Here is a 15,630-nt window from a genome sequence, read left to right on the forward strand (position 1 = left end):
ACACCCCCGATGAGGGTGCTGCTGCTGGGCGCCGACGGCTTTATCGGCCGTCGGGTCACCGATCGTCTGCTCATGGACCAGGAGTTGCAGGTGACGGTGCTCGGCCGGCGTGACTCCGCCGACATCCGCTTCGACCTGACCACCGGCAGTCCGGGCGCGCTGGCCCGGTTCCTGGACGCGGTCGCGCCCCAGGTGGTGATCAACTGCGCGGGCGCCACCTACGGCAGCTCGCGCACCCTGATCCGGGCGAACACGCTGGCGGTGGCCACCGTCTGCGAGGCGATCCGGCGCAGCCGGGAGCCGGCCCGGCTGGTGCACGTCGGCTCGGCGGCGGAGTACGGGCCGGTGCCGGGCGGTGTGCCGGTGGCGGAGAGCGCCGAGCCGCGCCCGGTGGGCCCGTACGGGGTGTCCAAGCTCGCCGGGACGGAGCTGGTGCTGGCCTCCGGGCTGGACGCGGCCGTGCTGCGGGTGTTCGACGTGGTGGGTCCGGGCGCGCCGACCGCCTCGCTGTTCGGACGGCTCGCCGAGGGCCTGCGCCGGGCGCTGGAGCGGGAGGAGTCCCAGGTGCGGATGCCGGACCTGTCCGGCTACCGGGACTTCGTGGACGTCCGGGACGTCGCCCGGGCGATCCAGGCGGCGGCGGTGTCGGCGGCCACCGGGGTGATCAACATCGGCAGCGGGCACGCCGTCCGGGCCCGGGACGCGGCGCAGCTGCTGGTCCGGGCGGCCGGTTTCGAGGGGACGGTCCTGGAGGAGAACCGGCAGATGCTGCTGCCCGCGCAGTCCGCCGGACCGGCCGACCACCTGCCCGGGCACCATCTGCCGGGCCACCGGGCGCCGGAGCCGCGGCCGGCCGAGGGGCGCGGTCCGGCGGGCGAGCCGGTGCCGTGGCGGCAGGCGGACGTCCGGACCGCCCGGGACCGTCTCGGCTGGCGGACGCAGGTGCCGCTGGAGGAGTCGCTCGGGGACGTCTGGCTGGAGACGGCCTGCCGGGTCTGAGCGCGGGCCGGTCCGGGGCGGCGGCCGGGGCCGGGCGGCCCGCCGCGGCTCTTCCGCGGTTCTTCCGCGGCCCTTTCGCGGGGCCCCGGACCTGCTGGGTCCCGGGGCCGGCGGGTGGTCCCACCATCCGGTGCCGCCCGTCTCGCCAGTCGGACGAGCTGTCTCGGAATACCGGGGCGGCATGACACTGTTGGCGTAGCAGAGCCACCTCGGTGGCGGAGCAACAAGCCACAAGAGGTTGGCCCAGGCCACCTGAACCGACGACCATCGGAGTCCCCGTGTCGCTGCCACCCCTGGTCGAGCCGGCCGCCGAGCTCACCGTCGACGAGGTCCGCAGGTACTCCCGCCACCTGATCATCCCCGATGTGGGCATGGCCGGGCAGAAGCGGCTGAAGAACGCCAAGGTGCTGTGTGTCGGCGCCGGCGGCCTGGGCTCGCCCGCGCTGATGTACCTGGCCGCGGCCGGTGTCGGCACGCTCGGCATCGTCGAGTTCGACGTGGTGGACGAGTCCAACCTCCAGCGGCAGATCATCCACGGCCAGTCGGACATCGGCCGCTCCAAGGGCGAGTCGGCGCGGGACTCCGTCAAGGAGATCAACCCCTACGTCAACGTGATCCTCCACGAGGAGCGTCTCGACAACGACAACGTCATGGAGATCTTCTCCGGCTACGACCTGATCGTCGACGGCACCGACAACTTCGCCACCCGCTACCTGGTCAACGACGCCGCGGTGCTGCTCGGCAAGCCGTACGTGTGGGGTTCGATCTACCGCTTCGACGGCCAGGCCAGCGTGTTCTGGGCCGAGCACGGCCCGTGCTACCGCTGCCTCTACCCGGAGGCCCCGCCGGCCGGCATGGTCCCGTCCTGCGCCGAGGGCGGCGTGCTGGGCGTGCTCTGCGCCTCCATCGGCTCGATCCAGGTCACCGAGGCGATCAAGCTGCTGGCCGGGGTCGGCGAGCCGCTGGTCGGCCGGCTGATGATCTACGACGCCCTGGAGATGACCTACCGCCAGGTGAAGGTCCGCAAGGACCCGAACTGCGCGCTCTGCGGCGAGAACCCGACGGTCACCGAGCTGATCGACTACGAGGCCTTCTGCGGCGTGGTGTCGGAGGAGGCGCAGGCCGCCGCCGCCGGTTCGACGATCACCTCGAAGCAGCTCAAGCAGTGGCAGGACGACAAGGAGGACATCTTCCTGATCGACGTCCGCGAGCCCGGTGAGTACGAGATCGTCAACATCCCCGGCGCGGTGCTGATCCCGAAGAACGAGTTCCTGATGGGCGACGCCCTGGAGTCGCTGCCGCAGGACAAGAAGATCGTGCTGCACTGCAAGTCGGGCGTGCGCTCGGCCGAGGTGCTGGCCGTGGTGAAGGCGGCCGGCTTCGCCAACGCCGTGCACCTCGGCGGCGGCGTGCTCGGCTGGGTGAGCCAGATCGAGCCGCACAAGCCGGTTTACTAGGCCTGCCGTACCAGGCCTGACACGCGAAGGGCCCGCCGTTCCCGGCGGGCCCTTTCGCATGCGCGGACCTACAGCGCGCCCTTGCGCTGGAGCACGTTGTAGGAGATCCAGCCGGGCAGCACCGGCAGCCAGAAGGTCAGCGCGCGGTAGAGGAAGACCGCCGGGGTGGCGACCGCGGCCGGCACGTCGGCGAAGGTCAGGGCACTGATCAGGGCCACCTCCACCGGGCCGATCCCGCCGGGTGTGGGGATCGCGGAACCGGCCGCGTTGGCGGTCAGGAAGACCACCGCGACCGCCGAGAAGCTGATGCTGCCGCCGAAGGCCTGCACCGAGGCGTCCAGGCAGGCGGTGAACGACAGGGTCAGCAGCAGGATGCCGCCGAAGCCGGTGATCAGCTTCCTGGGGGTCTGCATCAGGTCGAGCATCCGGGGCACCACGCCGAAGAACAGCGAGCGCAGCCGGTTCAGCACGAACCGCCGCAGCGGGGCGACGGCCGCGACCACCAGGGCGAGCACGGCGGCGGTCAGCACCCCGATGATCACCGCCCGGGAGGCGGAGAGGTCGCCGTTGGTCTGGCTGCCGGTGATCAGGCCGAAGCTGAACAGCAGCAGCAGGTGCCCGGCCAGCCCGGCCAGCTGGGAGGCGCCGACGGAGGCGACCGCCTGGCCGGAGCGGATGCCGGCCTTCTGCAGATAGCGGGTGTTCAGCGCGATGCCGCCGATCGCGGCGGGCGCGACCAGCTTGACGAAGGACCCGGCCAGCTGGGCGGCGACGGTGCGCCGGAACGGCAGCTTCTCCGGGACGAACCCGGTCAGGCTCATCGAGGCGGCCACGTAGCTGAACGCGGCGCCGGCCAGGGCCACCGCAGCCCAGGCCCAGTCCATCTGGGAGAGCTTGAGCTGGGCCGGCTTGATGGTGGTCAGGGCCAGATAGGCGGCGAAGGTGAGCGCGATCACCATGATCAGGCTCTTCGGCTTGAGCCGTTCCAGCTTGGCCGTCTCGGTCGGTGCCTCGGGGGCGATCTGGAGGATCTGGCCGCGGAGCCGGCTGAGCAGGTCCTCGCCGGCCGCCGCGATGTCCTCCTCGGCCTGCTGCTGGGTGCGCTCGCCGGCGGCGACCTGCTCCAGCGCCCGGGCCCGGGCGGCGGCCTTGCGTTCCCTGGTGAGCTTCTTCAGGTCGACCCTGGTGGAGCGGCTCATGCCGACCGGCTGGAGCAGCGGCAGCGCCTGCGCCACCCGCTCGGCGCCGAGGACGGCGTTGGCGGTGGCGACCGCCCGCTCCGGGCCGATCCGCAGCGCGAAGGTGGTGAGCAGCTGGGCGATGTCGATGCGCAGCGTCAGATCGGTGGCCGCGATGTCGCCGCCGGAGAGGTTGACCAGGCAGGCCGCCTTCTCGTCGACGACCAGCAGCGACTCGCCGGTGAGCCGGCGGTGGGCGATCCGGCGCTCGTGCAGGGCGGCGACCGACTCCCAGAGCGAGGCCATCACCTGGTCGGTGACCTCCCCCTCGCCGAGGTCGTCCAGGATGCGGCCCTCGACGTTCTCGTAGACCAGGATCGCGGCGTCCGGACCGAGCTCGGAGGTGGCGACCAGCTGCGGGGCGCGGGCGCCCGAGGCGGCCGCCGCGTAGGCGATCAGCGCCTCCTGCTCCAGGGCCTGGCGCAGCGACTGGGGGCTGCGGCGGACGGCCACCGAGCGCAGCCGCAGCCGCCGCCAGGCGCGGTAGAAGAAGCCGGAGGCCTGCTGCTCGCGGTCGATGATGTGGACGTCCAGCGGCGGGCCGCTCTGCTGGGCGACGTAGTAGCGGCGGGTGCCGCCGGGCGCGTCGGGGGCGCGGTGGGCGCTGGCCGGGGTGAAGCCGACCTTGCGCAGGCCGATCATCAGGTGCTGGCCGGTGGGCCGGATGTTCGGCGAGCCGATCGCGTACAGCGTGCCGTAGGCGACGGACCAGCCGATCAGCACGGTGAGCAGCAGGGACAGCGGGGTGGTGTAGCCGCCGAGCAGCTCGGTGATCCCGCTGAAGATCACCACCACCCAGAGGGCGACCCGCCAGCGCGGCCGGCTCGACATGCCGACCGCGGTCATATAGGCGATCACCGGCGCCAGATAGCCGTGCACCGGGTCGGTGAGGGTGCCGTTGCTGTCCAGCGGCAGTCTGGTGAGGGCGTCCCGGATGTGATCGGAGGCGCCCTCGGCGACCCACCAGTCGATGCCCAGCGAGACGCCGTAGGCGAGCACCGAGGCGAGCACACCGTCGGCGACCCGCAGGCCGTCGCGTTTGATCAGCCGCTCCACCGCGAAGGCGAGCGGGACGGCGAGCACCGCGACGCTGGAGACCAGGCCGGTGATGGTGGAGAGCACCGGGGAGAACCGGGGCGCGTTGGAGGCGATGTCCAGCTCGATGCCGGTGGTGGTCGAGGTCGCGACGCCGGCCAGGACGAACACCGCGACGATGCCGAAGACGCCGGCCAGGAAGCGGATCAGATCGGACGGGCGGTGCGCCCGGGCGGCGAGCAGCGGCTCGTCCACGTCCAGGTGCGGGGTGTCGTCCAACGGCTCGTGCGGCCCGTGCGGCCCGGCCGGTTCGTACGGTGCGGGCGCCGGCCCGGGGGCGGGCTGCTGGGCCGGGACACCGGTCGTCGCCGGCTCGGGTGCGGGCCCGGGCAGCCCGGCCTCGGGGCCGGTCGGCTGGGGGGTCTTGATCGTCCGGTCCTTGATCAGGGAGACTTCCGGTGACGGCTCGGCGGCGCTCTCGCCGCCGGGACGTGCGGGCACGGCGTCGGCGGACTCGTCGGAGTCCTCGTCCACGCCCACGTCAGCCGTCCCGGTCATCTGGTCTTGTCCTCGTATCACCACTCACCGCCCCGAAGATGGTGGCATGCCTCGGCGCCCCGTGCTGGACAGGGGGCGGATCGGGCGCGGCGGATCGTCCACGACGGACCTCCCGGGCGCCCGGATGGGGAAGAATGCCGCAGGTGACGGACGCTACCGACGACGGCGGCCACGACGCGCTGCCACCCTTCGCCGAACTGGTGCTCGACCTGACCGAGCGGATTCCACCCGGCCGGGTGATGACCTACGGAGACGTCGCCGAATACCTCGGCCAGGGCGGACCCCGCCAGGTCGGCCGGGTCATGGCACTCTACGGCGGCGCCGTGCCCTGGTGGCGGGTGATCCGCGCGGACGGCCGGTTCCTGCCCGGCCACGAGCACCGCGCCCTCGCCCACTACGGCGAGGAGGGCACCCCGCTGCGCGAACTCGCCGACCCGCCCCGGGTCGACCTGAAGCGGGCCCGCTGGGACGGCCGGTGACCCCGGACCTTCCCGGAACCGGGTGCGCGGACGGGAATGACGGGGCAGGATCGTAGGCTCGATACGGGCGGGCCCCGGGCGGGCCCGTCCGACGTTGCCCGCAGCACAACCCCCAGGAACTCCGTGACCTCCCCCTACCGTCTGGTGCGCAGCCCCCTCGTCCAGCCCGCCCCGCCCGTGCTGGACGAGTACCAGCGCGCCGTGGTCGAGCACACGGGCGGCCCGCTGCTGGTGCTCGCCGGGCCCGGGACGGGCAAGACCACGACCCTGGTGGAGGCCGTCGCCCGGCGGATCGAACGCGGCACCGACCCCGAGCGGATCCTGGTCCTGACCTTCAGCCGCAAGGCCGCGATGGAGCTCCGCGACCGGATGTCCGGCCGGCTCGGGGCCTCGGCCGCCGCCCCGCAGGCCACCACCTTCCACTCCTTCTGCTACGCCCTGCTCCGCGCCCACCAGGACCCGCAGGACTACGCCGAGCCGCTGCGGCTGCTCTCCGGCCCCGAGCAGGACGTCATGGTCCGCGAGCTGCTGGCCGGCGGCGCCGAGGACGCCCGCCTCGCCGCGTCCGACGACGGCCCCGCCACGGGCGGCCGGATCGGCTGGCCGCTCGACCTGCGCGCCTGCCTGACCACCCGCGGCTTCGCCGACGAGGTCCGCGCGGTGCTCGCCCGCAGCCGCGAACTGGGCCTCGGCGAGGACGAGCTGCGCCGCTTCGCCGAGGGCGTCCAGCGCCCCGACTGGGCCGCCGCCGCGCACTTCCTCGCCGACTACCTGGACGTTCTCGACCTGCGCGGCGTCCTCGACTACGCCGAACTCGTCCACCGCGCCGTGCTGCTCGCCGAACGCGCCGAGGTCGGCGAGGACCTGCGGCAGCGCTACGAGGCCGTCTTCGTCGACGAGTACCAGGACACCGACCCCTCGCAGGTCCGGCTGCTGCGCCGGCTGGCCGGCGGCGGGCGGGAGCTGGTCGCCGTCGGCGACCCCGACCAGTCGATCTACGCGTTCCGCGGCGCCGACATCAACGGCATCCTGGAATTCCCGCAGACCTTCCGGCGGGCCGACGGCGGCCCCGCCGAGGTCAAGGTCCTGCGGGTCTCCCGCCGCTCCGGCGCCGTCCTGCTCGCCGCCTCCCGCGAACTCGCCCGGCGGATGCCGATGGGCCGGCTGCCCGCCGACAAGCTCGCCCAGCACCGCGCCCTGCTGCCCTCCCGCGAGGGCGGCCGGGTCGAGGTCTACACCTACCCCACCCCCGGCACCGAGCTGGACTCCATCGCCGACCTGCTCCGCCGCGCCCACCTGGAGGACGGCGTGCCCTGGGGCGAGATGGCCGTGCTGGTCCGGGCCGGCGGCCGTTCCATCCCCGGCGTCCGGCGGGCGCTCAGCGCGGCCGGCGTCCCGCTGGAGATCGACGGCGACGACCTGCCGCTGCGCGAGGAACCCGCCGTCGCCCAGCTGCTGCTCGCCCTCAGGGTCTGCGCCGAGCAGGCGGTCCGGCAGGCCGCCCGGGACCGGCACGACCACGAGGAGGAGACCACCACCGACCTCCACACCACCGACCCCCTCACCACCGAGCTCGCCCACACCCTGCTCACCGGCCCGCTCGGCGGCATGGACGGCTCCGACCTGCGCCGCCTCGGCCGCGCCCTGCGCGAGGAGGAACGCGCGGTGCTGCGCGCGGCCGACCTGCCCGCCGCCGCGCTGCGCCCCGCCGAGGAACTGATCCGCGAGGCCCTGGCCGAGCCCGAGCGCCTCGTCGCCCTCGACCCCGCCTACGCCCGCCGCGCCCGCGACCTCGGCACCCTGCTGCGCAAGGTCCGCGAACGGCTGGCCGGCGGCTGCACCGCCGAGGAGGCCCTCTGGGACCTCTGGGACGGCAGCCGGCGCTGGCGCGAACGCCTGGAACGGGCCGCCCTGCGCGGCGGCGCGGCCGGCCGCAACGCCGACCGCGACCTGGACGCGCTCTGCGCCCTGTTCGAGACCGCCGCCCGCGCCGAGGAACAGGTCACCGGGCACCGCGGCGCCCTCGACCTGCTCGCCGAGCTGGAGGCCCAGGACATCGCCGCCGACACCCTCACCGTGCGGGCCGTCCGCCCGGAGGCCGTCCGGCTGATGACCGCCCACCGCTCCAAGGGCCTGGAATGGCGCCTCGTCGTGGTCGCCGGTGTCCAGGACGGCCTCTGGCCGGACCTGCGCCGCCGCGGCTCGCTGCTGGAGGCCGACCGGATCGGCCGCGACGGCCTCGCCGAACCGCTCTCCCCGGCCGCCCTGCTCGGCGAGGAGCGCCGGCTCTTCTACGTCGCCGCCACCCGGGCCAGGGAACGGCTGATCGTCACCGCCGTCAAGGCGCCCGCCGAGGACGGCGACGAACCCTCCCGCTTCCTGCGCGAGCTCTACCGCGAGGAACTCGACCCCAGAACCGGCCGGGTGCTGCGCCGCACCCCCCAGGTCACCGTCGAGGACATCACCCACCGCCCGCGCCGCCCGCTCTCGGTGCCCGCGCTGGTCGCCGAGCTGCGCGCGGTCACCGTCGACCCGGCCCGCTCGCCGGAACTGCGCCGCGCCGCCGCCGAACGGCTCGCCACCCTCGCGGCCGCCGCCGACGAGGACGGCCTGCCACTGGTCCCCGCCGCCCACCCCGAACGCTGGTGGGGCCTGGACGACGCCACCGCCGCCCCCGACCCGCTGCGCGACGCCGGCCTGCCGGTGCGGCTGTCCGGCAGCGGCCTGGAACAGCTGGAGAACTGCTCGCTCCAGTGGTTCCTGGACAAGGAGGTCAAGGCGCGCGGCGCCGGCTCCGCCGCCCAGGGCTTCGGCAACGTGGTGCACGCCCTCGCCGACGAGGTCGGCTCCGGCCGCACCCCCGCCGACCTCGCCGTGCTGATGGAGCGGCTGGACACGGTCTGGGACGCGCTGGCCTTCGACGCCCCCTGGAAGTCCCAGCAGGAGAAGACCGAGGCCCGCGCCGCCCTGGAGCGCTTCCTCAACTGGCACGTGCTGGAACGCGGCCGCGATCTCGTCGCCACCGAGCACGGCTTCGACGTCAGCCTGGACGTCGGCGGCGTCTCGGTACGCATCCGCGGCTCGATGGACCGGGTCGAGAAGGACGACGCCGGGCGCGCCTACGTGGTCGACTTCAAGACCGGCAAGCAGATCCCGACCGACAAGTCGCTGCCCGAGCACAAGCAGCTCGCCGTCTACCAGCTCGCCGTCCGGGCCGGCGCCCTCAACGAACTGCCCGGCTTCGACGACCACCCGCCGCAGACCGGCGGCGCCGAACTGGTGCACCTGCGCGAGCCGTCCGCCAAGGCCCTGCCCGACGCGCCCAAGGTGCAGCGGCAGGACCCGCCCGAGGGCGAGCCCTGGATCGAGAACCTGCTCGCCGACGCCGCCGGAAGGGTCCTCGCCGAACGCTTCGTCCCGCAGACCGGCAGCGGCTGCGACCGGTGCTCGTTCCGCCGCAGCTGCTCCGCCCAGCGGGACGGCGCGCAGCTCGTCGAGTAACCGGCCGGGGGAGCGCCGGGGCCGTTCGGGTGAGGGACTGTCCGCCCGTCCGGTTAGCGTTGGGGGGTGACCGCCGTGCTCAGCCGCCCCGACCAGCTCAAGGACCTGCTGGGCATCCCTTTCAACCCGGAGCAGATGGCGGCCATCGGCGCCCCGCTGGAACCGGCCGTCATCGTGGCCGGCGCCGGCTCCGGCAAGACCACCGTGATGGCCGCCCGCGTGGTCTGGCTGGTCGGCTCCGGCGCCGTCCGGCCCGAGGAGGTGCTCGGCCTCACCTTCACCAACAAGGCCGCCGGCGAACTCTCCGAACGCGTCCGCGCCGCCCTGCTGCGCGCCGGCGTCGCCGAACCGGACGAGGAGCCGCTCGGCGAACCCGAGATCTCCACCTACCACGCCTTCGCCGGCCGGCTGCTCAAGGAGCACGGCCTGCGGATCGGCATCGAGCCCGACGTCCGGCTGCTCGCCGACGCCACCCGCTTCCAGCTCGCCGCCAAGGTGCTGCGCACCGCCCGCGGCCCCTTCCCGGCGCTCACCGGCACCTTCGCCAACCTGGTCGCCGACCTCACCGCCCTGGACGGCGAACTCGCCGAGCACCTGGTCGAGCCCGCCGCCCTGCGCGCGTACGACGAGGAACTGCTCGACACCCTGGCCACCGCCAAACTCACCAACGACGACCTCAGGGCCGTCCCCGGCACCGCCCGGGCCCGGCTGGAACTGCTGCGCCTGGTCGAGGAGTACCGGCGCTGCAAGGCCGCCGCCGGGCTGATGGACTTCGGCGACCAGATAGCCGCCGCCGCCCGCCTCGCCCAGCAGCGGCCCGAGGTCGGCGAACTGCTCCGCGGCCAGTTCCGGGTGGTCCTGCTCGACGAGTACCAGGACACCTCCGTCGCCCAGCGGCTGATGCTCGCCGGGCTCTTCGGCGCCGGCCCGGACGGCGCCGGTGGCGGCCACGCCGTCACCGCCGTCGGCGACCCCTGCCAGGCGATCTACGGCTGGCGCGGCGCCTCCGTCGCCAACCTGGACGACTTCCCCCGGCACTTCCCGAAGGCCGGCGGCACCCCGGCCGCCCGGTACGCGCTCAGCGAGAACCGCCGCAGCGGCGGCCGGCTGCTCGCCTTCGCCAACGAGCTGGCCGCGCCGCTGCGCGCCATGCACGCGGGCGTCGAGGCGCTGCGCCCGGCGCCCGGCGCCGAGCAGGACGGATACGTCCGGGCCGCGCTGCTGCCCACCCACGCCGCCGAGATCGACTGGCTGGCCGACTCGATCGCCCACCTGGTGCGCACCGGCACCGCGCCCGGCCGGATCGCCGTGCTCTGCCGGGGCGGCGCGGCGTTCCCCGACATCCACGCGGCGCTGGTCGCCCGCGAGGTGCCGGTCGAGGTGGTCGGCCTCGGCGGACTGCTGCAACTGCCCGAGGTGGCCGACCTGGTCGCGGTCTGCGAGGTGCTGCAGGACCCGACCGCCAACGCGGCGCTGGTCCGGCTGCTGATCGGCCCGCGCTGGCGGATCGGCGCCCGCGACCTCGCCCTGCTCGGGCGCCGCGCCGCCGACCTGGTCCGCACCGCCCGGCCCGAGGGCGTGGAGGCGCTGGCCGCCGCCGTCGCCGAGACCGACCCCACCGAGGTGGTCTCGCTCGCCGACGCGCTGGAGACCTTCCTGGACGCCGACCAGCCCGACGAACTGCCGTTCTCCCCGGAGGCCCGGGTGCGGTTCGCCCGCCTCGCCCGGGAGCTGCGCGAGCTGCGCCGCTCGCTCGCCGAGCCGCTGATGGACGTGCTGCACCGGGTGCTCGCGGTCACCGGCCTGGAGGTCGAACTCGCCGCCTCGCCGAAGGCCCTGGCCGCCCGCCGCCGGGAGACCCTGCACGCCTTCCTGGACGTCGCGGCGGGCTTCGCCGACCTGGACGGCGACCCGGGCCTGCCGGCCTTCCTCGGCTTCCTGCGCGCCGCCCAGCAGTACGAGCGCGGCCTGGACAGCAGCCTGCCCGGTGGCGAGGACACCGTGAAGGTGCTCACCGCCCACAAGTCCAAGGGCCTGGAGTGGGACGTCGTCGCCGTCCCCGGCCTGGTCAAGGGGGCGTTCCCGTCCTCGGCCCCGCGCGAGCGCTGGACCAGCACCAAACGGGTGCTCCCGCACGCGCTGCGCGGCGACGCGGCCACCCTGCCCGACGTCCGCGGCGGCTGGACCGGCAAGTCGATGACCGCGTTCAGGCAGCAGCTCGCCGAGCACTCCGCCACCGAGGAGCTGCGCCTCGGCTATGTCGCCTTCACCCGGCCGCGCTCCCTGCTGCTGGCCTCCGGCCACTGGTGGGGGCCGACCCAGAAGACCGTCCGCGGCCCGTCCGCCTTCCTGGAGGCGCTGCGCGCCCACTGCGAGCGGCCCGGCGCGGGCGAGACCGAGCACTGGGCGGAGCAGCCCGCCAAGGGGGCGGAGAACCCCGCGCTGGCCGCCCCGGTGGAACGGCCCTGGCCGCTGCCGCTGGACCCGGCCGCCCAGCACGCCCGCCGCCGGGTCGCCGAGGTGGTCCGCCGCCGGCTGGCCGGGCAGCCCGCCCCGGAGCCGGAGCCGATGGGCGTCGAGGACCGCCGCCAGGTGGAGTCCTGGGACCGCGACCTCACCGCGCTGCTCGGCGAGTTGGAGCGCTCCCGGCGTGGCGTCCGGGAGGTGCCGCTGCCGCCCGCGCTCTCCGCCACCCAGCTGCTGCGGCTGGCCGCCGATCCGGACGGCTTCGCCCACGACCTGGCCCGCCCGATGCCGCGCCCGCCGCAGCCCGCCGCCCGCCGGGGCACCCGCTTCCACGCCTGGGTGCAGGCCAGGATCGAGCCGCTGCTGCTCATCGGGCCGGGCGCGCTGCCGGGCGCGGACGACGACGGGATCGAGGACGAGCAGGACCTGGAGCGCCTCAAGGGGGCGTTCCTGCGCACCCCGTACGCGCACCGGACGCCGTACCGGGTCGAGGCGCCGTTCCAGCTGGTGCTGGCGGGCCGGGTGGTGCGCGGCCGGATCGACGCGGTCTATCGTGAAGGTGACGGCCGGTCAGAATCCGGTGCGGCGTCACGCTACGAAGTGGTGGACTGGAAGACCCATCGCGAGGAGACCGCCGACCCGCTCCAGCTCGCCGTCTACCGGGTCGCCTGGGCCGAACAGTTGGGCGTTCCGCTGGAGCAGGTCACGGCGTCGTTCCTGTATGTCCGCAGCGGCCGGATCGAACAACCCGCAGGACTTCCCGACCGAAAAGAGTTGGAACGGCTCCTGATCGGGAACAGTGAAGAATGAGTCACAGAGAGCAGTCAAGTCATCACGGCATCGCGCGAAACCTGTGCGTCGTGCACGTTTCGCGCCTATTGTGGGGTCGGTAACCGGTCAACCCCCGTGCTCCGGCCGCCAGCGAGGCCCGCATTCCCTAACCCTCAGTCATCGCCGCAGGTGCCCCCGGCATCGGCGTCTTCTGCTGGAGAGACCGAAGTTGAGCGCGACCGGATGGATCAGAGAGCGGTTCGCCGGGCCGGCCCCGGGGCCCGCGGCCGGTGCGACCGGCACCTGGCCGAGAACGGCGCTCGCGCTGCCGTTCATCGGCATGACGCTGGTCGTCGTCCTCGATTACATCAGCAACACCGCGGTGACGGTCGAACCGGCCCTCACCGCCGTCCCCGCGCTGGCCGCCGTGGTCAGCCGGCGCACCTGGTACCCGCTCGCCATCGGCGCCTGCACCGAGGCCGGCGCCTTCCTGATGGCCTTCCACAACGATGTGCTCGGCGAGTCCGTACACAGCGCCACCGTCTTCGCCATCCTCCTGGTCGCCGCGATCGGCTGGGTCAGCGCGACCCTGCGGCTGCGCCAGGAGGAGGCGCTCGCCGACGCCCAGCTGGTCGCCTCCATCGCCCGCCGGGTACTGCTGCGGCCCGTCCCCGAACGGGTCGGCACGGTGCGCGCCGCCGTCCACTACGAGGCCGCGGCCGCCCACGCCAGGATCGGCGGAGACCTCTACGAGGTGGTCAACACCCGGCACGGCGTCCGGGCGGTGGTCGGTGACGTGCGCGGCAAGGGGCTCGGCGCGGTGGAGACCGCCGCCGCCGTGCTCGGCGCCTTCCGCGAGGCCGCCCACCAGGAGTCCGCGCTGGACCGGGTGGCCGGCTGGCTCGCCGTCAGCCTCGACCGCGCGCTGCACGAGAACGACCACCCCGGTGTGGAGGAGGAGTTCGTCACCCTGGTGCTGATCGGCGTCCGGCCCGACGGCACCGCCGAGATCGTCAACTGCGGCCACCCCTCACCCCTGCTGCTGCGCGGCGCCGAGCCCGTCCGGCCGCTGGAGCTCGCCGAGACGGTGCCCCCGCTCGGCGTCCTCGACCCGGCCGACGTCCGGCCGCCCGTGCACCGGGTCCCGCTGCTCCAGGGGGACCGCGTGCTGCTCTTCACCGACGGCGTCATCGAGGCCCGGGACCGCTCCGGCGCCTTCTACCCGCTCGCCGACCGGCTGCCGCGGCACGCGGACGGCCGGCCCGCCGAGGTCCTGCGGCGGCTGCACGAGGACGTCGTCCGGCACGTCGGCCGCCAGCTCGGGGACGACGCCGCGATGCTGCTGCTCCAGTACGATCCCCCGCCGGCCGCCGGAGCCCAGCTGCCGCACCAGAACGGGCTGCTGACCCGGCGGTAGCTTCCTGGGACTACAGCGACACCGCCACCACCAGCGGCCGGTGGTCGGAGACCGCCGCCCGCGGTGCGGCCGCCGGACCCACCGCGGTGCGCGGCACGCCCACCGCCAGCACATGGTCGAACTGCACGGCCGGCCGGTGCGAGGGATAGGTGGGCGTGCGCGCCAGGTCGTGCCAGCCCTGGAGCCGCGCCCGCGGCTCGCGCACCCGCCGCCGGCGCGGCTCCACCAGCCGCGGCCGGGCCCGGCGGGCCGCCCGCAGCTCGCGCACCCGCGCCCGGGGCGCGGTCCGGTCCAGCGCGGTGGCCCCGCCGAGCACCGTCCGGGGCACCGCGCCGATCAGGTTGAAGTCGCCCAGCACCAGGTAAGGCCCCGGCAGGTCGGCGATCCAGCGCCGGATCCCGGCCAGCTGCGCCATGTTCCAGCCCGGGACGAACGACAGGTGCGCGGCCACCACCGTGAACGGCCCCCGCTCGCCCTCCAGCACCGCCGCCACCGCCGCCCGCGGCTCGTCCGGGACGGGCGTGAGCCCGCGCCGCCCGGCCACCCGCAGCGGCAGCCCGAACGGCGCCGGGGCGAACCGGCGGGCCCGCCAGTGGCGGACCGGCAGCCGGGTCAGCAGCGCGGTGCCGTACGAGGGCGGGGCGCCGTCGCCGACCTCGCCCGGCCCGTACACCTGGAACTCGGGGGCGGACGGCTCCGGGAGCCAGCCGGCCACCGGCGCCGGGCGGCCGTGCAGCGCCGCCGCGAACCGCCAGTCGGCCGCACCCATCGCCTTGGCGGCGACGGCCGCCTGGTCGGCGCCGCCCGAGCGCGACTGGTGCCGGTCCACCTCCTGAAGGGCCAGCACGTCGACGTCCAGCGCGGCCACCGCCTCCGCCAACGGCCCTCCGGGGTCGGCCGGGTAGGGCAGCGGGGTGCCGTCCGCCGAGAGCGGCTGACCGTGCAGCAGATTGAAGGTGGCGATGCGCAACTGGCTCACACCGCACGACGGTACCCGCTCGCCGGGGGCGGGGGCGCCGCTTGAGGCCGCCGGGCATACCGGGTATACATACTCGGTATGTCCATCCGTCACGGTCTGCTCGCCCTGCTCGACCAGGGCCCCCGCTACGGCTACCAGCTGCGCACCGAGTTCGAGGCGCGCACCGGTGCCACCTGGCCGCTCAACGTCGGCCAGGTCTACACCACCCTGTCCCGCCTGGAGCGCGACGGCCTGGTCGAGCCCGCCGGGGAGGACGAGGAGGGGCACCAGTTCTACGCCGTCACCGAGGCCGGCCGGGCCGAACTGCGGGCCTGGTTCGACACCCCGGTGCCCCGGACCAACCCGCCGCGCGACGAACTGGCGATCAAGCTCGCCATGGCGGTGACCGTCCCCGGGGTGGACGTGCCCGCCGTCGTCCAGGGCCAGCGACGCCACAGCATCAAGGCCCTCCAGGACTACACCCGGCTCAAGGGCCGCGCCCTGGCCGGCGAGACCCGCCCCGGAAACGCCGGAAGCCAGGGCCGGTCCACCAGCCCCGGCGCCGACCTCGCCTGGCTGCTCGTCCTCGAACAGCTCATCTTCCAGACCGAGGCCGAGATCCGCTGGCTCGACCACTGCGAGACCCGCCTCGCCCAGCAGGCCGAGATCGAACAGGCCAGAGCCGCCGAGGCCCGCGAGACCGAGACCAGGACCACCCGCCGCCCCGGCCGCCGGCGGACCAAGGCCTGAA

The 15,630-nt window shown here is 74.7% G+C and carries 9 protein-coding genes; 7 read left to right on the plus strand and 2 right to left on the minus strand.

The genetic code is table 11. The features are described from left to right. Positions 1–9 precede the first annotated feature (9 nt). Together AB0P06_RS24890 and moeZ are read left to right on the plus strand one after the other, a co-directional pair. On the plus strand, positions 10–999 hold the full coding sequence (locus tag AB0P06_RS24890; protein WP_363610893.1) for an NAD-dependent epimerase/dehydratase family protein: 990 nt from the start codon (positions 10–12) through the stop codon (positions 997–999). Positions 1,000–1,277: 278 nt separating this feature from the next. Continuing rightward, positions 1,278–2,456 carry an adenylyltransferase/sulfurtransferase MoeZ gene (moeZ, locus tag AB0P06_RS24895; RefSeq protein WP_363610895.1) on the plus strand — a complete coding sequence of 393 codons (1,179 nt, stop codon included), beginning with the start codon at positions 1,278–1,280 and terminating at the stop codon, positions 2,454–2,456. 68 nt (positions 2,457–2,524) lie between these two features. On the opposite strand, the gene AB0P06_RS24900 is transcribed toward moeZ, so the two are convergent. Further along, the gene (locus AB0P06_RS24900) at positions 2,525–5,287 is read right to left on the minus strand and encodes a lysylphosphatidylglycerol synthase transmembrane domain-containing protein (protein WP_363610897.1); all 2,763 of its coding nucleotides are present in this window, start codon (positions 5,285–5,287) and stop codon (positions 2,525–2,527) included. 143 nt (positions 5,288–5,430) lie between these two features. On the opposite strand from AB0P06_RS24900, the gene AB0P06_RS24905 reads away from it, so the two are divergent. From AB0P06_RS24905 to AB0P06_RS24920, 4 genes are all read left to right on the plus strand, one after another. Then, on the plus strand, positions 5,431–5,766 hold the full coding sequence (locus AB0P06_RS24905) for an MGMT family protein (RefSeq protein ID WP_363610899.1): 336 nt from the start codon (positions 5,431–5,433) through the stop codon (positions 5,764–5,766). 123 nt (positions 5,767–5,889) lie between these two features. Next, positions 5,890–9,267 carry an ATP-dependent DNA helicase gene (locus tag AB0P06_RS24910; RefSeq protein WP_363610901.1) on the plus strand — a complete coding sequence of 1,126 codons (3,378 nt, stop codon included), beginning with the start codon at positions 5,890–5,892 and terminating at the stop codon, positions 9,265–9,267. A 66-nt stretch (positions 9,268–9,333) separates the two neighbouring features. Beyond that, complete coding sequence (locus tag AB0P06_RS24915) at positions 9,334–12,543, plus strand: ATP-dependent DNA helicase (RefSeq protein ID WP_363610903.1); 3,210 nt, start codon at positions 9,334–9,336, stop codon at positions 12,541–12,543. Between the two features lie 190 nt (positions 12,544–12,733). Then, on the plus strand, positions 12,734–13,921 hold the full coding sequence (locus AB0P06_RS24920) for a PP2C family protein-serine/threonine phosphatase (RefSeq protein ID WP_363610905.1): 1,188 nt from the start codon (positions 12,734–12,736) through the stop codon (positions 13,919–13,921). Positions 13,922–13,931: 10 nt separating this feature from the next. On the opposite strand, the gene AB0P06_RS24925 is transcribed toward AB0P06_RS24920, so the two are convergent. Next, on the minus strand, positions 13,932–14,900 hold the full coding sequence (locus AB0P06_RS24925; RefSeq protein WP_363610907.1) for an endonuclease/exonuclease/phosphatase family protein: 969 nt from the start codon (positions 14,898–14,900) through the stop codon (positions 13,932–13,934). 78 nt (positions 14,901–14,978) lie between these two features. On the opposite strand from AB0P06_RS24925, the gene AB0P06_RS24930 reads away from it, so the two are divergent. Beyond that, a complete protein-coding gene (locus AB0P06_RS24930) occupies positions 14,979–15,629 on the plus strand; it encodes a PadR family transcriptional regulator (RefSeq protein ID WP_363610909.1) in 651 nt (216 codons plus the stop codon). The last annotated feature ends 1 nt before the right edge of the window (position 15,630 follow it).

The sequence above is a fragment of the Kitasatospora sp. NPDC088351 genome (assembly GCF_040685575.1).
Taxonomy (GTDB): Bacteria; Actinomycetota; Actinomycetes; order Streptomycetales; family Streptomycetaceae; genus Kitasatospora.